Below are 22895 nucleotides of genomic sequence, written 5' to 3' on the forward strand. Positions count from 1 at the left end.
GGAGAGAACGATGAGCAATATCCGACTGCATGATCCCTTCTCGCTCGAGCCGATCGGCGATGTGATGCAAGGCATGCTGCGCGCGCTGCGCGGCAGCGCCGACAGCGGCATGCCGTTCAAGGTCGATGTCAGCGAGTCCGACAAGGCCTACACCGTGGTGGCGGAAATCCCCGGCGCCAAGAAGGAGGACATCCAGGTCGCGGTGGAGCGCGGCACGGTGATGATCTCGGCCAAGGTCGAGCGCGCCTCCGAGACCAAGGAAGGCGAGCGCGTGATCCGCCGCGAGCGCTACGCCGGCACCATGCAGCGCGCCTTCACGCTCGACAGCAATATCGACGAGGGCAGCGTCGATGCGAGCTACGAGGACGGCGTGCTGAAGGTCGTACTGCCCAAGAAGGAAGCCACGCCGCAGCAGCGCATCACGATACGCTGAGGCGCGCGCACGCCGCTTCCCGCGGCTTCCTGCCGCTTCCTGCCGCTTCCTGCTGTCGGCCGCCGGCGCGCGCGAGTGCGCCGGCGCCGCGCATCGCCCTGAAGGATCCGCCATGCGCCCAGCCAGCATCCTTGTCCATCTCGACAGCTCGGCGCGTTCGAGCCTGCGCCTGGCACTCGCGGCCCGGCTCGCCCAGGCTGCCCAGGCCAGGCTGATCGGCCTGTACGCCGCCTTCGAACCCGATCCCGCCTGGTACGCGATGATGGAAGGCGCCGAGACCTATATGGCGGAAGACATGGCGCGCCGCGACGCCACCCGCGCACGCGCCGAGGCGGCCTTCCACGCCGCCGTCGACGCGCTGCCGATCGCATCGGAGTGGCGCCAGGCCGACGGCGACGCCGTCACCTCGGCGCTGCGCGAAGCGCGCGAGGCCGAACTGGTGGTGGCGGGCCAGACCGATCCTTCCGAGCCGGAGGGCTATGTCGGGCCGCAGTTCCTCGAATCCCTGATCCTCGAATCGGGCCGGCCGGTCCTGGTGGTGCCTTGCGCCGGCCGCTTCGACACCATCGGTACGCGCGCCATCGTGGCCTGGAACGGCAGCCGCGAAGCGGCACGTGCCCTGCATGACGCCATCCCGCTGCTGTCCGGCGCGCAGGCCCTGCTGCTGTGCGCGGGCGACCTGCGTGCCAGCGCGACACCGCCGGCACACGCCTGCCGCGCGCTGGCGCTGCACGGCGTGCAGGCCGCACTGGAGCGTTCGCCGCCGCTGGCCGATGCCGGCGTCGGCGAACTGCTGCTGTCGCGTGCCGCCGACTTCGGTGCCGATCTCATCGTGATGGGCGCCTACGGACGTGGGCGCATGCGCGAGCTGGTGCTGGGCGGTGTCACCCAGGCGCTGCTGTCCAGCATGACGGTGCCGGTGCTGATGGCGCATTGATTCGCATTGATGCGCATTGATGCGCATTGATGCGCATTGATGCGCATTGACCGGCGCCGGCAGCGGCGTCGCCGGAATCTTCGGCCGCGCCGCCCTGATCCGCACAGCGCGCACAGGCCGATGCCGAGCCGGCATGCGGTCAGCGCGGCGAAGGCGGGCTGGGACGGGAGCATGCCGACCCGTCCGCGGCGCTTGGCGCCGGTCGCCGTGAGTGCGCCGACACCGCCCTTGCGTTCGATCAAGGTGGCGCGGCACGGCCACCATATAGTGAATCCGGACCCCGCACCGATAACAGGAGCCACCCATGAGAGTCGACGAAGTGTGCTCCCACGCGCTGCACCACGTTTCCGCGACCTGTACCTTGCGCGAAGCGGCGCAGCTGATGCGCGACCGCCGCGCCAAGCTGCTGTTCGTCACCGAGCAGGACGGGCCCTACCAGCGCATCCTGGGCGTGGTCACGGACCGCGACATGGTGGTGCATGGCCTGGCCGACCTGCCCGCCTGCGGAGAAGCCCTTGTCACCTGCGTGATGACGCCCGGGGTGATCACCACCGAACGCCACGCCGCCGTCAGCGACGCCCTGCGCAGCATGCTGGCGCACGGCGTGCGCCGGCTGGCCGTGCGCGATGGCGAATCCGCCGTGATCGGACTGTTGACGCTGGACGATGCGGTGCGCTCGCTGAGCGCCGAGGTGGACATGGTGTCCAACGTGCTGCGGCGCGAGCGCAGCGAGAACGGCCTGCCCGGCGAGATGGCGGCGACGCCCGCGTTCCGCTTGTAGCGCGTTCTGTACCTGTAGCTGTAGCGCGTTCGTTCGTGGCCGCCACCTGCCACCGCCTGCCACCACCTGCCGGCGGCGGGCGGCGCCTTGCGCCCCCGCGCGGGCATCCCGGTCTCAGTGCGAGAAGAACACCGGTACCGTCATCGCGCCCAGCAGGGTCTGGGTGACACCGCCCAGCACCACCTCGCGCATGCGCGCGTGGCCGTAGGCCCCCATTACCAGCAGGTCAACGCCCAGGTCCGCGGCGCGCGACAGCAGCAGTTCGCCGAGCGCCGCATCGCCCGCGACACCGGGCAGCGTATGCAGCGTGGCGTCGATGCCGTGGTAGCGCAGGCTGGCCACGGCGTGCTCGCCGGGCGCCTCGCGCTCGCGCGCGGCGCCGCCATCGTGCGGCGCGCAGACGACATGCACGGTCCGCGCCAGGCGCAGCAGCGGCAGCGCATCGTGCAGCGCGCGCGTGGCTTCGCGGGTGCCGCTCCACGCCACCATCACCGTGGCGCCGACGCTGGCGAAGCGGCCCGCATAGGGCACCACCAGCACCGGGCGGCCGCAGCCCAGCAGCAACGACTCGACGAAGCGCTCGCCGATCCAGGCTTCGTCGTCGTCGGGATCGCTCTGCCCGGCCACGACGAGGTCGGCCAGGCAGGCTTCGCGCCGCACCACGTCGGCCGGATCGCCTGCCACCGCGCGCCACTCGACCGCCACCGGCGCCTCGTCCGCGGCGCCCTCGAAAGCATGGCGCATCTGGCTGATGGCCGCCTCGTGGCGCGCCTGCAGGGCATCCATGAAGCCGCGATCCTGCTGGCGCAGCAGGGCCAGGCCCGGGTCCGGCTGCGGTATCAGCGGCAGGCCGAGCAGCCTGGCCCGCTGCGCGGCCGCCAGCCGGGTGGCGATCTCCAGGCGGTGATAGGCCCTGCGGCTGTTGTCGAGCAGCACCATGATGGTCGAGTAAGGCATGTTCAGGCTCCTGTGAAGACAGGGCGCCGCAGCGCCGGCTGCATTGACTGTAGCGTGCCCCCGCGGCCGCGGCTTGACCCAGCGCAAGATGGCGCGCCACCTGTCCTTTGACGCCCATCAAGCCCCGCCGGCAGGGATGGCCTAAGTTGGACAACGGAGCGGCACGCGGCAGGCCCGCCTGGCGCACCGCTGCCGCCACGGGTCCAGGAGACAAGCATGGAAGAGGTCAAGTCGCTCACGTATCAACCGCTCGCCGGCAAGGAGCCGAAGGCGGTGCGCGGCAAATCCGAGCGCACCATCGCGCTGCCGGCGCCCGACATGGCTTCCGGCCTGCCCTTGATGGGCGCGCTATGGGAACGCAAGAGCACGCGCGAGTTCGCCGCACGCGAGCTGCCGCTGGCGCGGCTGGGCGAACTGTTGTGGGCCGCCGGCGGCGTCAACCGCAGCGATACCGGCGGGCGCACCGCGCCGTCGGCGCACGGCCTGAACGAGATCGACATCTATGTGGCACTGCCGACCGGCGTCTACCGCTACGAACCGCTGCACCATACCCTGGTGCTCAAGCGCGCGGTCGATGCGCGCAACCTGACCGGCTACCAGGACTTCGTCGCCACCGCGCCGCTCGACCTGATCTATGTGGTCCGGCGCGCACGCCTGCAGGGACTGCCGAAGCCGGGGCAGGAAGTGTTCCCGGCGATCGCGGCGGGCGCCATCGCGCAGAACGTCTACCTGTACTGCGCCTCGTGCGGGCTGGGTACCGTGGTGCGCGGCTGGCTGAACCAGCGCCTGCTGGCAGAGGCGCTGTCGCTGAACGAGGACGAGGTGCCGCTGCTGGCGCAGACGGTGGGCTACACCACGGGCAACGGCGTGCAGTAGAAGAGGAAAGGAAAGGAGAGGGGGAGAAGAGAAGAAGCGCCCGGCCGCAGCGCACCGCGGCGGCCTCACAGATCGTCGGCCTCGTCGAACAGGCGGTGGCGGATCGCGTAGCGCACCAGGGCCGCGTCGTTGGCCAGTTCGAGCTTCTCCATGATGCGCATCTTGTAGGTGCTGACGGTCTTGGCGCTCACGCACAGCGCGGCGGCGATGTCCACCAGCGCCTCGCCTGCGACCAGGCGGCGGTAGACCTCCATTTCGCGGTCCGACAGGCGCAGGTGCGGTGCTTCCAGCCCTTCCTGCAGGCCGGTGGCGAGCTTCTCGGCGATCGCCTGGCTCATATAGGTGCCGCCCGCCGCGACCTTGGCGATGGCATTGACCAGTTCCATCGCCGCGCTCTCCTTGGTCAGGTAGCCGGCGGCCCCGGCACGGAAGGCGCGCATCACGTACTGTTCCTCGGCATGCATGGTCAGCACCAGGATGCGCAGCGCGGGACGCTCGGCGCGCAGCAGCCGGATCAGTTCGAGCCCGCTGCGCCCGGGCATCGACAGGTCGAGCAGCAGCAGTTCGGGCTCGCTTTCCCTGGCCAGGCGCGGCACCTCGGCACCGTCCGCCGCCTCGGCCACGATCTCGAAGCCCCCAGCGCGTTCCAGGATGTGGCGCAGGCCGTCGCGCACCACGGCGTGGTCGTCGGCGATCATCACCCGGATCATGCGTGCTCCTCCTCGCCGCAGCCCGCCACCGCCGGGAAGCGCACGGTCAGGCCGAAGCCCGCGCCCGGCGTGTGCGCGATGGCCACGCTGCCGCCGATCAGCCTGGCGCGCTCGCGGATGCCGAGCAGGCCGAACGACACCCGCCTGCCGCGCTCCGGCATCTTGCCGTCCCAGCCGCAGCCATTGTCGCGCACGGTCAGCTGGTACCAGTCGCCGGCACGTACCAGCGCGATCTCGACGGCCGTCGCGTGGGCATGGCGCGCGACATTGTTGAGCGCCTCCTGCACGATGCGGTAGACGGCGGTGCCGGTGCGCTCGGGCACCTCGACCTCGTCGCCGAGCGCGTGCGGCTCGATGCGGATGCCATAGCGCGTGGAGAAGTCCTTGGCCAGCCACTCGATGGCGGGCACCAGTCCCAGCTCGTCGAGCAGCGCCGGCCGCAGGTCGGCGGCGATGCGCCGCACCGAGCCGACGGTCTCGTCGATGACCGCCTGCATGGCGGCGATCTGCGCGCGCGCGGCATCGGCGGCGGCGGTCTGGCGCAGGTCCTCGTCGAGCATGGCGAGATCCATCTTGAGTGCGCTCAGCCGCTGCCCGAGATCGTCGTGCAGTTCACGCGCGATGCGCCGCTTCTCCTCCTCGCGCGCGGCCAGGATGCTGTCGGAAAGCTGCTGCAGTTCCTCGCGCGAGCGGCGCAGCGCCTGCTCGGCCAGCACGCGCTCGGTGGTGTCGCGCAGCATCACGGTGTACAGCTTGCCGCCGCCGTCCGGGGTCTGCGAGATGGAGGCCTCGATGGGAAACTCGACGCCGTCGCGCCGCAGCGCGTACAGGGTGCGCTGCTGTCCCATCTGCCGCTCGGTGACGCCGGTCACGCCGAAACGGCGCACATGGCGTTCGTGGGCGGCGCGGTAGCGCGCCGGGATGAAATCGCCGAGCTGGCGGCCCAGGGCGTCCTCCGCCTTCCAGCCGAACAGGGTCTCCGCCATCGGGTTGAACAGCACCACGCACTGCTGCTCGTCGACGGTGATGATGGCCTCCATCGACGAGCGGATGATGCCGGCCAGGCGGGCCTCGCTTTCGGTGGCCAGCGCGGCGGCGCCCGCCGCGGCCTTGCCGTCCGGCACCGGTAGCGGCACCCGGACCGTGCGCCGCCGCGCCGCCAGCGCCGCGGCGGCCATCGCGGCAACGGCAGCGATAGCGGCAACGCAGGCCGCCAGCTTCGGTGCGGTACGCCCGGCTGGATCCGAAGAAGTGGAGGAATGACCACGCAGCATGCGGGGGAAGGGGGCGGAAAAATGCCTTGGCGGGGGCATGAGATACGTTAGGCGAGTTTTGCCGACTTGGAAACTCCACCGCTCGGAGGAGATGGCCGACCCTCTCCACCCGCGCCGCATGATCCACATCCGGCATGCCTTCCCCTTCCCGGGCGATGCCGTAGCCAGGATGCCTGCCCTGTCGCCACGCCCGGCCCTTTCCCGCCCCGTCCCGTCGCTTCCCGCCCCGTCAGGGAAACCTGACATCTCTCTTCGCGCGGATGACAGCCGATTCAGCGCAGCCTGATTGGATCGGCGCCGCGCCGGTGGAATACTGGATTCACAGATCACCGGCGCGCCCGCGGACGGGCAGCCCACCGGGGCTTGCCGCGCTGCTGCGCGCGCCCGAGCCAGCCACAGGGATACCGACATGCTTGATACCTGCCCCCACGTCAGCGCGGATACCTTTCCCATCTCCCTGCCGTCGCACCGCCCGCAGCCAGCGCATGGCACCGAGGACAGCGCCGCCCCGGGCCCGGACGGCGCCGCGCGCTGCAACCGCTGCATGCTGCAAGGCGTCTGCTCCGGCATGTGCGGGCAGGCGCGCCCGGCGCCCGCCGACGGGCGCACCTGGCGCCTGGTCAAGCGCGGGCAGTACCTGTTCCGTGCCGGTGACGCCTTCCAGAGCGTCTACACGCTGCGCGCCGGCACCATGAAGACCGTGGTGCCCGCGCCCGGCGGCGGCGACCAGGTCACCGCCTTCTTCCTGGCCGGCGAGACCCTGGGGCTGGACGGCATCGACTCGGAGACCCACACCTGCGATGCGGTCGCGCTGGAAGACAGCGCCGTGTGCGTGATCCCCTTCGGCGTGCTGGAGGCGCTGTGCCGCGAGACGCGCGACCTGCAGCACCGCCTGCTCAAGGTGATGAGCGCCGGCCTCGTGCGCGAGTCCGAGCACGCGATGCTGCTGGCAGGCCTTTCCGCCGAGCAGCGCGTCGCTTCCTTCCTGCTCAACCTGTCGGCGCGGCTGCGCGCGCTCGGCTATTCGTCGACGGCCTTCTCGCTGCGCATGACGCGCGAGGAAATCGGCAGCTACCTCGGCATCAAGCTGGAAACCGTCAGCCGCATCCTGTCGCGCTTCCAGCGCGAGGGCTGGGTGCAGGTCCGCTCCAAGTCGATCACCCTGCTCGACCCCGCAGCGCTGCGCGTGCTGCTGTAGCCGGGGCTGCCTTCACCAGGCCCCGCAGCGTCGCCCATCGCATCGTCGCCGCGCGACGCCGGCTCCTCTTAAGCCAGGCTTAAGCCTGGCCGCCTACCTTGCAGGCAACGGTCCGCCGCGCAGGCCCTGCTGCCCGCGCCGGCGCACCGCCACGCCACGCCATCGAACGATCCGGCGGCACGCGCCGCCCGCCAAGACAAGGAGTCGACATGCTGCTCACCCTGCACAGCAAGGCCGCCCCGGACATCACGCTGCCCCGGGACCTCGCCCAATACCTGCTCGGCCTGGTCGGCAAGCGCATCGGCGAGCGCGGCGTGATCCGCCCCGACGAGCTTCCGGGCGCCATCGAGCGCCTGGAGAGCGCGCTCGGCCACGGCGGCGAGGCGCCGCTCGCGGACGCGCGCCGCAGCGCGGTGCTGTCGCGGCGCGCCTACCCCTTCCTCGACATGTTGCGCGCCGCCCGGCGGCAGCAGGCCGACATCCTGTGGGGCATCTGAGCACGGGCGCGGCCTGCCCGCGCTCAGTAGCCAACCGTCAGCGTGGCCTGGAAGGAGCGGCCGGGAGCGGGCGAATGCAGGTTCTGCGTGCCGTCGTTCCACACGTACTCGTAGTAGCGGTCGGCCAGGTTCTTGACCTGCAGGTCCAGCATCACTGACTTGGCGAGGCGGTAGCCGAGCCCGGCGTTGAGCAAGGCATAGGCGCCGTAGCGGCCCGTGCTGTTGGTCTTCTCCAGGTAGTAGCTGCTCTGCGCGCTGCCCCACAGCGACAGGCGCAGCGCGGGCGTGGCCTGGTAGTCGAGCCCGGCCGAGACCATGCGGTCGGGCACGTGGTCGATCTGCTTGCCGGCGGTGACGCCATCGCCGGGGCCCGGATCGACGATGCGGGCCATCTGGAAGGCATAGGCGAACCACAGGTTCAGCCCTGCCATCGGCCGCAGATTGGCCTGCAAGTCCACGCCCCGGCGCCGCGTCTTGCCCAGGTTGTCGTAGTCGCCCGACGGATCGTTGAGCTTGCGCTTGACCTCATTGGAGGCCAACTGCTCCCAGTAGGCGACGCGCCCTTCCAGCCACGCGGCCGGGCGGAACTTGACCCCGGCCTCCCAGCCGTCGTTGAGCGACGGTGACAGGTCGGCGGTGCGTGGCGGGATCTTGTAGGCGCCGGCGCCGGTGCCGGCCTGGAAGGTGCGGCCCCAGTTGCCGTAGAGGCTGTAGCCGTCGGCCACGGCCAGCACCGCGCTGATCCTGGGCTGGCCGATGGTGCCGTAGTCGTTGATGGCGTAGTCCTGTCCGTTCAGGCCGTTGGCGAAGCCGCCACGGATCACGTCGACGCGGTAGGCCGGCACCAGCCTGAGCGCGGGCAGCGGCTGCAGCACGGCCTGCACGTAGGCGCCATAGACGTCGAAATCGAACGCCTGGTCGCGCGTCTGCGCCGTGCGCACCTGGGCCACCGTGGTGTAGCGCAGGCTGCGGTTATGCTGGCGCTCCATGTCCACGCCCCCTTCCAGCGCGAAGCCGCGCAGCCAGGACGGCTCGAGGCGGGGCCGCCACGTCATCACGCTGCTGGCGCCGAACTGCTGCTCGTCGGCGAAGCGCTCCTGCTGCGACACGTTGGCGGAGTAGGTGACGTAGCGCCGGTCGCGGAAGGTGTTCAGGTAGATCTTGCTGGCCCAAGATACGGTCTCACCGAGGTCGGTGTCGGCGTGCAGGCTGTACTGCCCCGTTTCGCGCGTGCCTTCGTCGGTGCTGTTGAAGGCGTAGGACGCGGACGGGCGGGTGTAGGCGTCGGCCCCGGTCAGATAGCCGGGCTCCTGCGCGTGTCCGCTGTAGTAGCGCGCCATCGCGCCCACGCGCCAGCTGCCGTCGTCCGGCGTGAAGAACCACTTGCCCGAGAGCGCCAGCTTGTCATAGCGCGAGTGGTCGCGCCAGCCATCGCTGCGGCGGTAGCCGAAGGCATAGTTCTGCGCCAGGTTGCCGTTGTCGTAGCCTGCCACCGCTTCGGTATCGGCCGTGCCGAAGCTACCGTAGCCGACCCGCCCGCGCGCATAGTTGCCGCCCTGCAGCGTCTGGATGCCGGCATTGCCGGCGATGTTGTGCAGCCCGTAGCGCGGATCGTTGGTGCCGCGCACCGTCTCCAGCGAAGCGATCTCGAGCGGGAACACACCGTCGATGAAGGGCATGTTGCCATCGTTGCTGTTGCTGGGGATACCGTCGATCAGCAGCTTGACCGCGTTGATCTCGCCCTCGCCGTTGAAGCCGCGGAAGGACAGCTTGCCCGAGGTGGTGCCCTGGTTGAAATCGGTCAGCAGCACGCCGGGCATCTGGCCGAACAGTTCCCAGGCATACCCCACGCTCTGGTCGACCATGCGGTCCGCGCCGAGCACGTCGACCGAGGTCAGCACATTGCGCGTGGAGAGCTTGCCGCTCCGGCTGGCCTGCACGGTGACGCCGCCGAGCGTCAGCGTGGAGTCCGCGCGCTGCGCGTCGGCGCCGCGGCGCGCGCCCGCCTTGCCGCTCGCCACGCCGCGCTCTCCTTCAGCCGCCACCTCGGCCGCCACCTCCGTGGCGCCGCCGGCCGCGTCGCCATCGCCGGCCCCGGTCCCGGCCCAGGCGCCGCCGGCCAGCGCGATGGTGCCGATTGCCAGCCAGCGGCGGCGCGGCCTGCCCCTCGGGGCGGCCGGAACGGCGCAAAGGCGGGCCGCGGGACGCGGGGCGGATGGAGACGGCGAGGAAGACGCCTGTGCCGCGGGGGCGGCGGCATGGCGCCGGCGCCGGTCGGCGCGCGATCGGTCAGGTGGCATTGCGCAGGGGCGGGAACGATAGGCCGCGGGACGGAAGTCGGGCGGCGCCGGCCGATGCGCGGCGCATCCCGCGGATGCCGGACGATTCTAGCGGCCGCCACCGCCGCGCGGCGTGCGACAGATCGACGCGGGACCGCCGGCGCGGCCAAATGCCACATCGTGTCTGCGAGCGTGCGCCGATAAAGTGGCGCCGAAAAAAATGAAGCGCGGGCGGCCCGCAGGCTGCGGCCGCGCGACAAGACAAGACGCCAAGGAGGAAGGACCGCGATGAATCGACATGTGCTGCTGGCCTGCACGCTGGGCACCGCGCTCGCTCCGGCATGGTGCAGCGAGCCGCTGCTGGCCGCCGAGGAGAACGGGGGCAAGCGCGCCGCGGCCACCCTCGACCCGGTGGTGGTGTCGGCCACCCGTACCGGCAACATGCTGTCGGCCACAGCCGCCTCGGTCAGCGTGGTCACGCGCGACGACTACGAGGAACGCCAGGCGGACTCGGTATCCGACGTGCTGGGCACCCTGCCCAACGTCGACTTCGGCGGCGGTCCGCGCCAGGCCGGCGAGATCCCCTCGATCCGCGGCTTCACCGGCAAGGAAATCACGCTGACGATCGACGGCGCGCGCCAGAACGGCGCGGCCGGCATCACCTCGCCGCTCTACCTCGACCCCTATTTCCTCGCCGGCACGGAAGTGATGCGAGGCGCCGCCTCCTCGCTGTATGGCAGCGGCGGGCTGGGCGGTGCCATGGTGTTCCGCACGCTGTCGGCGCGCGACCTGCTCGCCCCCGGCCAGGCGGCCGGGGGCGACGCGCGCGCAGGCTACACCTCGGCCGACCGCTCGCCGCACTATAACGGCCGCGCCTACGGGCAGTATGGCCCGCTCGATGCGCTGGCGGCCTTCGGCTACGCGGAGTCCGGACCCATCCGCCAGGGCGGCGGCACGCTGCTGTCGCCCAACGACGGCCATACCGGCAGCGGCCTGTTCAAGCTCGGCCTGGAGCCGACCGGGCGGCTGCGCTTCGAGCTGTCGCACCTGTCCTATCAGAGCGGCACGCTGCGCCCGAACAATCCGGAAGCCGACAGCAGCCTGGGCACGTCGTCGACGGTGCCGGTGCAGAACAATCGCGTCAGCCAGGAACAGACCGTGCTCAAGGGCACGCTCAAGGACACCGAGGGCCGGCCCGAGCTCGACATCACGCTGTATCGCACCCGCCTCAACCTGAGCGCGGACGCCAATCCATCCGTCTCCTCGCTGCCGGTGACAGCCAACGTGACCACCACCACCGGCGCCTCGCTGCAGCACTCGATCGCGCTGCCGGGCGAGGTGGTGGGGCAGCGCATCACTTACGGCCTGGACTATTACCGCGACGAGCAATACGCGTCGAGCGCCGGCGCGGCCAACCCTGTGATCCCGAACGGCGCGCAGAAGGTCTACGGCGCCTTCGTGCAGGACGAGATCCGCCTGGGCGAGCCATGGCGCCTGACACCCAGCCTGCGCGCCGACCGCTACGACACCGACGTCGGCGCCAACAGCGCGGCGGACAGCCATGTCTCGCCCAAGCTGACGCTGGCCTGGCAGCCGGCGGCGCGCGGCAAGCTGTATGCCAGCTTCGGCGAGGCCTACCGCGCGCCGTCGATCAGCGAGTCCTTCCAGAACCTGTCGGGCCGCCACTACCTGTTCAACTTCGCCGCCAACCCCGACCTCAAACCCGAGACCGCGCGTACCCTGGAACTGGGCGGCTCGCTGCAGGGCAGGGACCTGCTGGCGGCGGGCGACAGCGCGCGGCTGCGCGCCTCGGTGTTCCAGTCCTGGATCAAGGACCTGATCGCGAGCACGGTGATCGGCACCTATGCGCGCACCGCGCCCTTCGCCGGCGTCGGCACCATCACGCAGTACCGCAACGTCAGCAATGCCACCAGCCGCGGCGCCGAGGTCGAAGGCCTGTACCAGTCCGGCGGCTTGAGCTTCGGCGCGGCCTACAGCCGCGTGCGCACCACCGACGACGGCAACGGCGGCTACCTGTACTCGCCACCCGACAAGGTGGTGCTGACGCTGCGCCAGGCGCTGCCGCGCTGGCGCACCACGCTCGGCTGGACCAGCTCCCTGGTGGCCGCGCAGGACTATGACTCGACGCTGCTGCGGCGGCGCCCCGGCTATGGCGTGCACAGCCTCTACGCGAGCTGGACCCCGCCCGGTGTCAAGGACCGGCTGCGCCTGGACGTCGGCATCGAGAACCTGTTCGACAAGCGCTACTTCCCCTACCAGTCCGGCAACGCGGTGGCCTACACCGCGGACACGGGCCGCAACTTCAAGATCGCGCTGAGCGCCAGCTTCTGAGCGCCGCGCCGCGAGCCCCGCCTTCCCCGGCGCCCGCCAGCGGGCGCCGCTTCCCGACATCCGCTGAGGCCATGCCATGCTGCCCCGTCCCGCCATCCGCCTGCTGCCTCCCGCCGCGCCCCTTCTTCTGCTGGCCGCCTGCGCTGCGCCACTGCCGGCGCAGCTACCCGGCGCGGGCGCGGAGGGCACGGTGCCGGTGCAAGTCCCGGTGGCGGTGCGCTTCGCCGCGCGTGTCGGCGCGCAGCCGTTCCGCTGCGGCGCCGGCTACGACGGCATCGGCCGCACGGCCTCGCGCATCACGCCATCCGACTTCCGCTTCTACGTGTCGTCGGTGGCGCTGCTCGACGAGGACGGGCGCGACGTGCCGCTGCGCCTGGAGCAGGACGGCCGCTGGCAGTACCGCGACGTGGCCCTGCTCGACTTCGAGGACGGCAGCGGTCCCTGCCGCAACGGCAACGCCGGCCTGCACGAGGCCGTCACCGGGCACGTGCCGGCGGGCCGCTACCGCGGCCTGCAGTTCACGCTGGGCGTGCCGGCCGACCTCAACCACGGCGACCCTGCCGTGGCGCCGCCGCCGCTGAACCTGAGCGCGATGTTCTGGAGCTGGCAGGCCGGCTACAAGTTCGTCAAGATCGACATGGCCACGCGCGGCCAGGCACGGGGCGGCACCGCCCCTCCCGCAGACGCCGCCCCCGTGCCGGCGGCCGCACCGCGCCGCCGCGCGGCCGGCTTCCCCATCCACCTGGGCAGCACGGATTGCGTGTCGCCGGCGGCCACCGCGGCGCCGTCTTCGTGCGCGCGGCCCAACCGCGTCACGGTGCGCCTGGACGCCTTCGACGTAGCCACCGAGCAGGTCGAATTCGATCTCGCCGCGCTGCTGCGCGACACCGACGTGGACGTCAACGCGCCGGACAGCGCGCCCGGCTGCATGGCCGGCCCGGACGATGCCGACTGCCGCTTCGTGATGCCGGCCTTCGGCCTGCCCTTCGACGGCCAGCCGGCGCTGCCGCAGCGCGTCTTCCGCGCCGCGCCGCGCGGCTGAGCCATGCCGATGCGACGCCTGCGCACCGGCCTGGCCCTGGCGGCCGCGGTGGTGGTCGCGCTGGCCGGCCTGACCGGAGCGGCCGCACCCGAGGCCACCTCCGCCGCCACCCCGGCCGCCACCCCCGCGGACGACTACCGCTGGGCGCTGCCCGACTGGATGCCCCGTCCGGTGGTACCGGCCGACAATCCGATGTCGGCCGCCAAAGCCGAACTGGGACGCCACCTGTTCTACGACAAGCGCCTGTCGGCCGACGGCAGCATCGCCTGCGCGAGCTGCCACCTGCAGGCGCGCGCCTTCACCGACGGCCGCCAGCTGCCGCTCGGCGTGCACGGCACACCCGGCGTGCGCAATGCGATGAGCCTGGGCAACGTGGCCTACCTGCCGGTGCTGACCTGGGCCAACCCCAACCTCAAGCGGCTGGAGCGCCAGCTGCTGGTGCCGCTGTTCGGCGAGACGCCGGTGGAAATGGGCATGGCCGGCCAGGAGGCGCGCCTGCTCGACACCCTGCGCGCCGACCCGCGCTACCCGGCGCTGTTCCGCGCCGCCTACCCCGAACGCGCCGGCACGCCGGACCTGGTCTCGCTGGCCACCATCAGCCGCGCGCTGGCCACCTTCGAGCGCACGCTGCTCAGCTTCGATGCGCCCTACGACCGCTACAAGTACGGCGGCCGGCCCGACGCCATCAGCGCGTCCGCCAAGCGCGGCGAGGCGCTGTTCTTCAGCGAGCGGCTCGAATGCGCGCACTGCCACGGCGGCTTCAACTTCACCGACAACAACCTGCACGCACGCCTGGCCGATGCCGAGTCCGGCTTCCACAACACCGGCCTCTACAACCGGGACGGCCACGGTGGCTATCCGGCCGGCAACCACGGCCTCCGCGAGTTCACCGGCGACCCCGCCGACGAGGGCAGGATGCGCACACCCTCGCTGCGCAACGTCGCGGTGACCGCCCCCTATATGCACGACGGTTCCATCGCCACGCTGCGCGAGGTACTGCGCGACCACTATGCGATCCAGGGCCGCGCCGCCAGCGGCCCGCACGGCCCCAGCCCGCTGCGCAGCGAGTTCATCGAAGGCTTCACGCTCAGCGCGCAGGAACTCGACGACGTGGTGGCCTTCCTCGAAGCGCTGACCGACCACGGCTTCCTCACCGACCCACGCCTGGCCGATCCGTGGCCGGCCGGCGGCGCGGCGGCGCGCTGAGGCGGCGGTCGGCCCGGCGCGCCGCCTCAGCGCGGCACCGCCATCCAGCCGGGAAAGGTGTCGAGCGTGAAGCCGGGCACGAGGAAATGGCCGAAGCGGTCCGGCGGCGCGTCGAGCGGCTCGTCCAGCGCGATGCGCTCGACCCGGCGCGCGCCGTCCACGCTGGCGCATTTCCAGCCCGCCACCAGCACAGGCGAGGCTGCCTGCGCGTCGGCCAGCACGATGCCGGCGTGGCGCCCGCGATCGACCGCGGCCCAGCGCGCCGCCGAGGCGGCCAGCAGGGTCTCGGCCAGCGTGGGCGGCAGCCGCGCGGCGAATTCCGACTGGCACAGCCAGCGGTAGACCCAGAGGTAGACGCTCCAGCCGAGCGACAGCCGCTGCGCCTCGGCCCAGGCCATGAACGGGCGGAAAATGCGCAGCCCGTCGGGGCCGGACAGCTCCAGCAGCGCGGGACAGACGTCGAACAGCGTGTGCCAGTAGGCGCGCAGGCTGGTATCGATGCGCACGAAGGCGGCGGACTCGCGCGCGAAATCCGACTGCAGCGCCGGCACGCTCAGCGCCGGCAGCAGTTCGGCATCAGTGCGCACCGTGCGTGGCGGGACGGCATACGCCGGCCGGGTGGCGTGAATGTCAGTCGGCATCAAGGTCGGCATCAAGGTCGGCATCAAGGTCGCGATCTGGGTCGCGATCTGGGTCGGCGGGAGCGGGGTCGGCGGCAAAGAGCGCGCGCAGGCGCCGCACCTCCGCGCGCACCGCAGCGGCATCGATGGCGGCGTCGCGCTCGTAGGTGAGGGTATGGCCGGGCGCGTCGATCAGCGGGCGCAGCGCCCGCAGCCAGGCCATGGTGTCGTCGGCGAGGTCGGCGTCATGGGTATCGAGCGCCAGCTTCGGCGCCAGCATCGATTCGCCATAGCCGGCCACGTGGAAATGGCTGGCACGCGCCGCCACCGGCAGCCAGGCATCCAGCGCGAGGCCGCAGTTGCGCTGCGCGCAGACCGCGTTGGAGAGGTCGAACAGCAGGCCGCAGCCGGTATCGTCCATCAGGCGCGTGAAGCAGTCCGGTGCATCGTGCCCGCCCGGCAGCAGCGAGGGGTAGTTCTCCAGGTGCAGGCGCACGCCCAGCTGCTGCTGCCACCATTGCACACGCGCGCGCAGCGCGGCATAGCCCGCGCGGTAGTCGACCTCGGCCAGGTGGTAGAGGTGGCGGCCCTGGTGGGTGAAGGTAGCCACATGGTCCGAGACATAGAGCGGGCGCAGCACCGCGATGTAGTCGCGCAGGCGTTGCGCCAGCGCCTCCAGCGCGGCCTGGTCGTTCTCGAGGAAGCGCGAGAACATGATGTGCAGGCCGAGCGGGCAGGGAAAGGCGGCGGCCAGTTCGGCGGGCGGGACCTGCAGGAAGTTGTCGATCAGCAGTTCGCAGTAGTCGATCTCGCCGTCCTGAGCCATCTGCCGTACGAAGGGATAGGTACTGCCCAGCGTGTAGTTGAAGCCGATCAGCATGGGTCGGGAGCGCAACGGAGGAAGGGCGGCGCCCGCACCGCGGGCGCCGTTGCACCGGTGCCGTCAGGCACCCAGGGCGGCACAGCAGGCGCCGCAGCAGGCGCCGGCGCGGCCGGGGACTTCGATGGTCTGCTGGCTTGCGATACGGATCTTCATGTCGATTCCTCTTGCTGTCGGGGTTGGGGTTGGGGTTGGGGTTGGGGTTGGGACTGGGAATATCTGCAAGCCCCTGCGCGCCATATCGCACGTGCAGGAGCGTCCACAGCATAAGCAGTGGCGCCCTCCGGCGCAGCGTGACGGATTGCCGCAACCCCGATCGCCTCCGGCCCGTGCGCTGTCAGGCCCTGCCCGCCAGGCAGTCCACCACCTCCTCGTCGCTGACCTGCGGGAACGACAGATAGTGGTGCCCCACCGCCTGGAAGCCTGCCGGCGCGTACAGGCAGACCACCTCGTCGGCATACGCCTGCACCTCCCGCAGGCCATCGGGCGCTGCCACCGGCACCGCGCATACCAGCCGCGCCGGCGCCTGCGCGCGCACGGCGTGCAGCGCGGCGATCATGGTGGCCCCGGTGGCCAGCCCGTCGTCCACCACGATGGCCACGCGGCCGGCCGCAGAGGGTGCCGCCGCACGGCCCGGCGTATAGCGCGCGCGCCGCTGCCGGATGCGCTCCAGTTCCTCGGCGCGCACGCGCTCCAGGTAAGCGCTGCCGGCAGTGGGCTCGGCGTAGGGCGCCAGATAGGTCCAGCCGTCTTCGGCCACGGCGCCCAGCGCGAACTCGGGGTCGCCCGGCGCGCCGAGCTTGCGCACCAGCACCACGTCCAGGTCCGCCTGCAGCGCGTCGGCCAGCACGCGCCCCAGCGGCACGCCGCCGCGCGGCAGGGCCAGTACCAGGGCACGCTGCCCGCGGTAGTGGCCCAGTGCATCGGCCAGCTGCGCGGCCGCGTCCTGCCTGTCTACGAATCGCATCTTCGGCCCCTCTTCCATTCACCGCCGCCCGCAAGGTGCCGCCGCGCGCTGGCAAGGCGCGCCGGCCTGTGGCGGCGCGGCCAGCAGCTCGGCCGGTTCGTTCCGCGCGGGAAAGCGCAACTGCAGGTCGAGCGCGCGCCCGCCCGGCTTGACCTCGATGCCGTGGGACTCGATGGTGACGCCATAGCGGATCACCGCGCGGTAGGTGCCCGGCTCCAGTTTGAGAAACAGGTAGGGGCCTTCGCTCAGCACCAGCAGCACGATCTCGCGCCGCGCGTTGAACAGGGTCACCGACACATCGGACAAGGACCCGTCGCCGCCGCTGTCGAGGAAATGCATGCGCACATTGAAGCGCGGCGCGATGCGGCGCAGCGCGGCGGCCTCATCGCTGCCGATGCCGCCGGACACGTAGGTGATCCCGTTCACATGGTGCAGCGGTGGCACACCGCCTTCCTGCACGGCAGGCGCGTCCGCCGCGATGCCGACGGCCGGCACGCCAGCCGCCAGCGCCAGGCCGGTGATGCCGAGCAGACTCAGTTTCCTTGCCAGGGCGCGCATGCTGCCCTCCTCGCTGGTTGGAGGCGTCGGGGCGCCCCGGCCGGCTCACGCGGAGCGGACGGGGCCACGCCGCGATGCTTGCTTCGAGACTAGGCCATGCGGCGCGGCAGGGCTTGGCGTGGATCAAGAAAGACGTGAGTGCGGGCAGGATGCGCCCAAGCCGCTCGAACCAGCCGACCGGTGTGCTCCCTTTCCGCCCATGGGAAAGGGGCCGGGGGTGAGGGCAGGCGCTGGCTGGCCGTGGTGGCCGGGATCGCACCGTTGGCTTCGTCTCTGCGCTCGCGTGCTGGATCACACCGTTGGCTTCGCTGGATGCGGCGCCTTGCTAAACCACCCCTCTCCCCCACACTCTCCCCGTGCGGGGAGAGGGAGCCAAGACACTATGCTTGGCGCTCGGTGTTGGTGCATCTCGCCGGCTTGGTCCCGCGCGGCGGTGACCAGGGGAAAATCCGCGAAATGCTCGGCGAGATCGATGCGCTCGCCCGCCGGCGCCGTCAGGCAGACCAGTTCGTCGGCCAGCGGGCGCCCCTTGGCCAGCCCTTGCGCGGGCGCGGCCGGCACGGCATCCGCCCTGGGCCTGGGCGGGCGCAGCCAATCCGGGCCGGCGCAAGCCGCGCAAGCGGCGCACAGCACGAGGCCGGCGCAGCGCCTCGCGTACCCGCGCCATCGGCCATGCCGCTGTCGGCCCGCCTGCCGCATCCGCTCCATGCTCCACCTCCTGTCCACGCCGTCCGATGGCGCGACCGTGCCATGCGCGCGCCCCTGGCCATGAAAAGGCTAGGCGAGCGTCGTCCGCGCGGCTTGACCCGGATCAAGCCGCCCGCGCGCGGCACACCTGCAGGGCAGCCGAAGCCTGCAACGCCGCCCTCGTTGCCCTCGGCACCCACGGCCGGCGTGGCGCCGGAAGCACCACCCGCCCGCACGGCTTGACCTGGCGCAAACGCAGCGCGCAGCGCTGCGCCCGGTGCCGGCGCAGCGGCTATATTTGCCTGCGCACGGGCCGCGGCATCCGCGCTGCGGCCACGACACGCGCTGCACCCAGGGTGCCCATGCACGGGGAGACGAAGTCATGCTGAGCCCGCACGAAATCGCGACGCTGATGGTACTGGGCCATCCACAGCCGCCAGCCGGCATGGATCCCGAGGACATTCGTGTGCTGGTCGAGCGCCGCCTGGTGCAGCTCGATGCCCAGGCGCCAGCCCAGCGCATCCAGCTCACCCACGAAGGCCTGCGCCTGCTGCAGGCCGTGCGCAGCCGCCGCGCTGCGCCGGACGCGGCGGCGCGCTGGCTGGCGTGAGCGCCAGAGCGCATCGCGGCTCGCCGCCATACCAGGACAGCCCCCCATGAAGCCGATGGAATCGCGCCGGCAGTTCTCCCTTTGGTACCTGGCCGCGGCCATGCTGGCCATGTTTGCGCTACAGGCCTATCTCTTCTCCGGCGAGGTGGAGACGCTGCCCTACAGCGACTTCAAGGCGCTGCTGCACGCCGGCAAGATCGAGGAAGTGTCGGTCGGCGAGCAGGTCATCAGCGGCACCTTCTCCACCGCCGGCATCGACGACGTGCTCGGCAAGGCGCGCGCCGAAGCCGCGCGCGGCCACGGCGACAGCCCGCGCGCCTTCAGCAGCGTGCGCGTGGCCGATCCCTCGCTGGTGCAGGAGCTGGAAGCTGCCCACGTGCGTTTCACGGGTCAGATGGATAACAAGGTGCTCGGCACCGTGCTCTCCTGGGTACTGCCGGCGCTGATCTTCTTCGCCATCTGGAGCCTGCTGATCCGCCGCATCGGCGGCGCCGCCGGCGGGCTGATGGAGATCGGCAAGAGCAAGGCCAAGGTCTATATGCAGACCGAGACCGGCGTGACCTTCGCCGATGTCGCCGGCATCGACGAAGCCAAGCAGGAACTGGCGGAGATCGTCGACTTCCTCAAGGAGCCGGGCCGCTACCAGCGCCTGGGCGGCAAGATTCCCAAGGGCGTGCTGCTGCTCGGCGCGCCGGGCACCGGCAAGACGCTGCTGGCGCGGGCGGTGGCCGGCGAGGCCGGGGTGCCCTTCTTCAGCCTGAGCGGCGCCGACTTCGTCGAAATGTTCGTCGGTGTCGGCGCGGCACGCGTGCGCGACCTGTTCCAGCAGGCCGAGACGCGCGCGCCCTGCATCATCTTCATCGACGAGCTCGACGCGCTGGGCAAGACCCGTGCCCTCAACGCGGTGGGCGGCAACGAGGAGCGCGAGCAGACGCTGAACCAGTTGCTGGTGGAGATGGATGGCTTCGACACCAACAAGGGCGTGATCCTGATGGCGGCCACCAACCGGCCGGAGATCCTTGACCCGGCCCTGCTGCGGCCCGGCCGCTTCGACCGCCACATCGCGCTGGACCGGCCCGACCTGCGCGGGCGCGAGCAGATCCTCAAGGTGCATGCCAGGCGCGTGACCCTCGGCCCCGACGTCGAACTCGCCGCGCTGGCCGCGCGCACCCCCGGCTTCGCCGGCGCCGACCTCGCCAACCTGGTCAACGAGGCCGCGCTGCTGGCCGCGCGCGAGGGCAAGGCGGCGGTCTCGATGTCGGACTTCGATGCGGCGCTGGACCGCATCGTGGGCGGCCTGGAGCGCAAGAACCGCGTGATGAACACGCTGGAAAAGGAAACCATCGCCTACCACGAGGCCGGCCATGCCATCGTGGCGGAGCTGCGCCCGCATGCCGACCGCGTCACCAAGATCTCCATCATCCCGCGCGGCATCGCGGCGCTCGGCTACACGCAGCAGACCCCGGCCGAGGACCGCTACCTGCTCAAGCGCAGTGAACTGCTCGACCGCCTCGACGTGCTGCTGGGCGGTCGCATCGCCGAGGAACTGGTGTTCGGCGACGTCTCCACCGGCGCACAGGACGACCTGCAGCGCGCCAGCGACATGGCGCGCCGGATGATCACCCAGTTCGGCATGGACGAGGCGCTCGGCCTGGCCACCTACGAAAGCCCGCCCAATCCACTCTTCTCCAGCAGCGGCCTGCCGCAGCGCGAGCGCAAGGAGTACAGCGAACGCACCGCGCAGATGATCGATGCGCAGGTACGCAAGACGCTGGCCGAGGCCGGCCTGCGCGTGCGCGCCACGCTGGCCGGCCAGCGCGCCCGGCTCGACGCGCTGGCGCGGCTGCTGCTGGAACGCGAGGTAGTCGACCGCAACGATCTCGACCGCCTGCTGAGCGGCAAGGTGCTGCCGCTGCCGCCCGCGCGGCCGCAGGCGGACAGTACACCCGGGCGCGCCGCGCCAAGGCCGGATCAGGACCTGCAGCAACCCTGAGGCCGCGCCGCGCAGGCTGCGCTACACCACGCCCTCGCGCTTCAGCGCTTCCAGCTCGGCCGCGCCCAGCCCGAGCGCGCCGTAGACCTCCGCATTGTGCTCGCCCACGCCCGGCCCGCTGCGGCGCCGCCGAGCGCGAAGCCGTGCTGAACCGGCTGCGCCTGCACGATGCCGAGGCGGTGCGGCGCGCCATGCCGGCGCTGGCCGCCGCGCGCGAGAGCCTGGAGCGGCGTGGCTTCTGCTCCAGCCCGGCCGAATGGCACCCCGACGTCTACGGCTTCGCCACGCCGCTGTGCGCGCAGGTCGACTCGCAGTGGTTCGTGCTCAATTGCGCGGTGCACCGCAAGCGCGGCCGCTTCGCCACCGTCGAGGCCCAGGCGGGCGCGCGCCTCGCCGCGCTGGCGCACGGCCTGGAGCGGCTGCTGGGCCTGCGCTGAACGCGCCGCCGGTCCCTCAATGCAGGCGGAACACGGCGATGGCGCCGTCGAGCGAACGCGCCTGCTCCTCCAGCGCGGCGGCCGCGGCGGCGGCCTCCTCGACCAGGGCGGCGTTCTGCTGCGTCGCCTCGTCCATCAGCGTGACCGCCTTGTTGACCTCGTGGATGCCGGTGCTCTGCTCCTTCGAGGCCGCGGCGATCTCGCCCATGATGTCGGTCACGCGGCGGATCGAGGCGACGATATCGGCCATCGTGCTGCCGGCGCGCTCGGCCAGCGCGCTGCCCGCTTCCACCTTGGTCTGCGAGGCCTCGATCATGGCCTTGATCTCCTTGGCGGCGGCGGCGCTGCGCTGAGCCAGGCTGCGCACTTCGCCGGCCACCACGGCGAAGCCGCGGCCCTGCTCCCCCGCGCGCGCCGCTTCCACCGCGGCATTCAGCGCCAGGATGTTGGTCTGGAAGGCGATGCCGTCGATCACGCCGATGATCTCCGTCACGGTGCGCGAAGCGGTGCTGATCTCGCGCATGGTCCGCACCACCTCGGACACCACCGTGCCGCCCTGCTGCGCGACTTCGGAGGCGCTGTCGGCGAGCTGGCAGGCCTGGCCTGCGTTGTCGGCGTTCTGCCGCACGATCGAGGTCATCTGCTCCATGCTGGCGGCGGTCTGCTGCAGCGAACTGGCCTGCTGCTCGGTGCGCTGCGACAGGTCGGCGTTGCCCGCGGCGATCTGCCGCGTGGCCGCCGAGATGGCGCCCGAGCCGTGGCGCACGCGCTGCACGGTCTCGGCCAGCGCGCCCTGCATGCGCGCCAGGCCGTCCAGCAGGCGGCCCATCTCGTCGCGCCGCTGGTGGCGCACCGGCTGCGCCAGGTCGCCGGCGGCGATGCGGTCGAACTGGGCGACCGCCGCCTCCAGCGGGCCGACGATGGCCCGCAGCAGCGACCAGGCGCACCACGCGGCGACCGCCAGCGCCATCAGGATGGCGGCCAGCACCACCCAGCGGAAGCGGGCGTAGGCCGACTGGGAATCGTCGAAGTTGGCCTGCGACAGCTTGAGCTGCAGCTTGCCGAGCGCCTGGCTGGCGTCGTTGGCCGCGCGGAAGGCCTTGGAGACGCTCTTCTCCATCAGGGCATCGGCGCTGGCGCGGTCGCCGGCGCGCAGGGCGGCGATGATGTCGCGCAGGCTCTTGACGGCCGCCTCGCGCTGCGGCGCGAGCGCCTGGGCCAGGCGGTCCTCCTCGGCGTCGCGCGGCAGCGCCAGGTAGCGCTTCCAGGCCGCGTCGGAGCGGGTGATCAGCTCCTCGGTGCGGTCGAGCAGCGGCATCGCGTCCGCGTCGGACGGGTACAGCATCGACTTGTCCAGCGCGGTGCGCGCACGGGTCAGGCTCAGGTCGGACTCGCCCAGCGCCAGCGCGGACGGAAACTGGTTGGTGAAAGTCTGCTCGTGGGCGCGGTTGGCGTCGCGCAGGCCCAGCAGGCCCGCCGCGCCGACCAGCAGGGCAAGCAGGAACAACGTCGAGACGGACAGCAGCAGTCGGAGACGGATCGTCAGGCGGGAGGACATGGGGGCGGGGGCGAGTGCATGCAGGCGGTCTCCCGCGCTGCGC

22 protein-coding genes are annotated in these 22895 nt (G+C 71.6%); 12 read left to right on the forward strand and 10 right to left on the reverse strand.

All coding sequences use genetic code 11. From position 1 onward, the window contains the following. Nucleotides 1–10 precede the first annotated feature (10 nt). From BKK80_RS33855 to BKK80_RS33865, 3 genes are all read left to right on the forward strand, one after another. Complete coding sequence (locus BKK80_RS33855) at nt 11–433, forward strand: Hsp20/alpha crystallin family protein (protein ID WP_071017816.1); 423 nt, start codon at nt 11–13, stop codon at nt 431–433. Between the two features lie 112 nt (nt 434–545). Beyond that, the gene (locus BKK80_RS33860; protein ID WP_071017814.1) at nt 546–1370 is read left to right on the forward strand and encodes a universal stress protein; all 825 of its coding nucleotides are present in this window, start codon (nt 546–548) and stop codon (nt 1368–1370) included. Between the two features lie 304 nt (nt 1371–1674). Then, nucleotides 1675–2151, forward strand: a complete 477-nt coding sequence (locus BKK80_RS33865; RefSeq protein ID WP_071017813.1) for a CBS domain-containing protein — start codon at nt 1675–1677, stop codon at nt 2149–2151. Between the two features lie 114 nt (nt 2152–2265). Here BKK80_RS33865 and BKK80_RS33870 read toward each other — a convergent pair whose 3' ends face one another. Continuing rightward, entirely contained in the window at nt 2266–3108 is an 843-nt protein-coding gene (locus BKK80_RS33870) for a universal stress protein (protein WP_071017812.1), read from the reverse strand. Between the two features lie 216 nt (nt 3109–3324). Here BKK80_RS33870 and BKK80_RS33875 point away from each other — a divergent pair, with 216 nt between their 5' ends. Further along, the gene (locus tag BKK80_RS33875) at nt 3325–3984 is read left to right on the forward strand and encodes a SagB/ThcOx family dehydrogenase (protein WP_071017811.1); all 660 of its coding nucleotides are present in this window, start codon (nt 3325–3327) and stop codon (nt 3982–3984) included. A 65-nt stretch (nt 3985–4049) separates the two neighbouring features. Here the strand turns inward: BKK80_RS33875 and BKK80_RS33880 are convergent, their stop codons facing one another. After that, nucleotides 4050–4694, reverse strand: a complete 645-nt coding sequence (locus BKK80_RS33880) for a response regulator (RefSeq protein ID WP_071073024.1) — start codon at nt 4692–4694, stop codon at nt 4050–4052. Further along, on the reverse strand, nt 4691–5968 hold the full coding sequence (locus tag BKK80_RS33885; protein ID WP_418235909.1) for a PAS domain-containing sensor histidine kinase: 1278 nt from the start codon (nt 5966–5968) through the stop codon (nt 4691–4693). The genes BKK80_RS33880 and BKK80_RS33885 overlap by 4 nt, the downstream gene beginning before the upstream one ends. A 409-nt stretch (nt 5969–6377) precedes the next feature. On the opposite strand from BKK80_RS33885, the gene BKK80_RS33890 reads away from it, so the two are divergent. Beyond that, nucleotides 6378–7166 (forward strand): helix-turn-helix domain-containing protein, encoded by a 789-nt coding sequence (locus BKK80_RS33890; protein WP_083384348.1) that lies wholly within the window; start codon nt 6378–6380, stop codon nt 7164–7166. 209 nt (nt 7167–7375) lie between these two features. Beyond that, nucleotides 7376–7663: a DUF1840 domain-containing protein gene (locus BKK80_RS33895; RefSeq protein WP_071017807.1), complete on the forward strand. Its 288-nt coding sequence runs from the start codon at nt 7376–7378 to the stop codon at nt 7661–7663. A gap of 23 nt (nt 7664–7686) precedes the next feature. Here BKK80_RS33895 and BKK80_RS33900 read toward each other — a convergent pair whose 3' ends face one another. After that, complete coding sequence (locus BKK80_RS33900; protein WP_071073026.1) at nt 7687–9684, reverse strand: TonB-dependent receptor; 1998 nt, start codon at nt 9682–9684, stop codon at nt 7687–7689. Between the two features lie 546 nt (nt 9685–10230). On the opposite strand from BKK80_RS33900, the gene BKK80_RS33905 reads away from it, so the two are divergent. The 3 genes from BKK80_RS33905 (at nt 10231) to BKK80_RS33915 (ending at nt 14542) form a co-directional block, all read left to right on the forward strand. Further along, nucleotides 10231–12294: a TonB-dependent hemoglobin/transferrin/lactoferrin family receptor gene (locus tag BKK80_RS33905; RefSeq protein WP_071073028.1), complete on the forward strand. Its 2064-nt coding sequence runs from the start codon at nt 10231–10233 to the stop codon at nt 12292–12294. Nucleotides 12295–12370: 76 nt separating this feature from the next. Beyond that, nucleotides 12371–13336: an MbnP family copper-binding protein gene (locus tag BKK80_RS33910; protein ID WP_071073031.1), complete on the forward strand. Its 966-nt coding sequence runs from the start codon at nt 12371–12373 to the stop codon at nt 13334–13336. 3 nt (nt 13337–13339) lie between these two features. Next, nucleotides 13340–14542: a methanobactin export MATE transporter MbnM gene (locus BKK80_RS33915; RefSeq protein WP_071017801.1), complete on the forward strand. Its 1203-nt coding sequence runs from the start codon at nt 13340–13342 to the stop codon at nt 14540–14542. A gap of 26 nt (nt 14543–14568) precedes the next feature. Here the strand turns inward: BKK80_RS33915 and mbnC are convergent, their stop codons facing one another. The 5 genes from mbnC to BKK80_RS33935 all read right to left on the reverse strand — a co-directional run bounded on the left by mbnC (nt 14569) and on the right by BKK80_RS33935 (nt 17567). Then, on the reverse strand, nt 14569–15183 hold the full coding sequence (gene mbnC, locus BKK80_RS33920; protein ID WP_084545871.1) for a methanobactin biosynthesis protein MbnC: 615 nt from the start codon (nt 15181–15183) through the stop codon (nt 14569–14571). After that, the gene (mbnB, locus tag BKK80_RS33925) at nt 15173–16042 is read right to left on the reverse strand and encodes a methanobactin biosynthesis protein MbnB (protein ID WP_071073033.1); all 870 of its coding nucleotides are present in this window, start codon (nt 16040–16042) and stop codon (nt 15173–15175) included. Before mbnB ends, mbnC begins: the two co-directional genes overlap by 11 nt. A 63-nt stretch (nt 16043–16105) precedes the next feature. Beyond that, a complete protein-coding gene (gene mbnA, locus BKK80_RS36855; protein WP_083384345.1) occupies nt 16106–16198 on the reverse strand; it encodes a methanobactin in 93 nt (30 codons plus the stop codon). A 181-nt stretch (nt 16199–16379) separates the two neighbouring features. Then, nucleotides 16380–17009 carry a phosphoribosyltransferase gene (locus BKK80_RS33930; protein WP_071022023.1) on the reverse strand — a complete coding sequence of 210 codons (630 nt, stop codon included), beginning with the start codon at nt 17007–17009 and terminating at the stop codon, nt 16380–16382. An 18-nt stretch (nt 17010–17027) separates the two neighbouring features. Further along, nucleotides 17028–17567: a hypothetical protein gene (locus BKK80_RS33935; protein ID WP_071073035.1), complete on the reverse strand. Its 540-nt coding sequence runs from the start codon at nt 17565–17567 to the stop codon at nt 17028–17030. Nucleotides 17568–18636: 1069 nt separating this feature from the next. On the opposite strand from BKK80_RS33935, the gene BKK80_RS33945 reads away from it, so the two are divergent. The 3 genes from BKK80_RS33945 (at nt 18637) to BKK80_RS33955 (ending at nt 21294) form a co-directional block, all read left to right on the forward strand. Further along, nucleotides 18637–18864, forward strand: coding sequence for a hypothetical protein (locus tag BKK80_RS33945; protein WP_071017792.1), 228 nt, complete (start codon nt 18637–18639; stop codon nt 18862–18864). 55 nt (nt 18865–18919) lie between these two features. Beyond that, the gene (gene ftsH / locus BKK80_RS33950) at nt 18920–20857 is read left to right on the forward strand and encodes an ATP-dependent zinc metalloprotease FtsH (protein ID WP_071073547.1); all 1938 of its coding nucleotides are present in this window, start codon (nt 18920–18922) and stop codon (nt 20855–20857) included. Nucleotides 20858–21000: 143 nt separating this feature from the next. Beyond that, nucleotides 21001–21294, forward strand: coding sequence for a hypothetical protein (locus tag BKK80_RS33955; protein WP_071073040.1), 294 nt, complete (start codon nt 21001–21003; stop codon nt 21292–21294). A 16-nt stretch (nt 21295–21310) separates the two neighbouring features. On the opposite strand, the gene BKK80_RS33960 is transcribed toward BKK80_RS33955, so the two are convergent. Then, nucleotides 21311–22852, reverse strand: a complete 1542-nt coding sequence (locus tag BKK80_RS33960; protein ID WP_071073042.1) for a methyl-accepting chemotaxis protein — start codon at nt 22850–22852, stop codon at nt 21311–21313. Nucleotides 22853–22895: the final 43 nt, after the last annotated feature.

This window comes from Cupriavidus malaysiensis (genome assembly GCF_001854325.1).
In the GTDB taxonomy this organism is placed as follows: Bacteria; Pseudomonadota; Gammaproteobacteria; order Burkholderiales; family Burkholderiaceae; genus Cupriavidus; species Cupriavidus malaysiensis.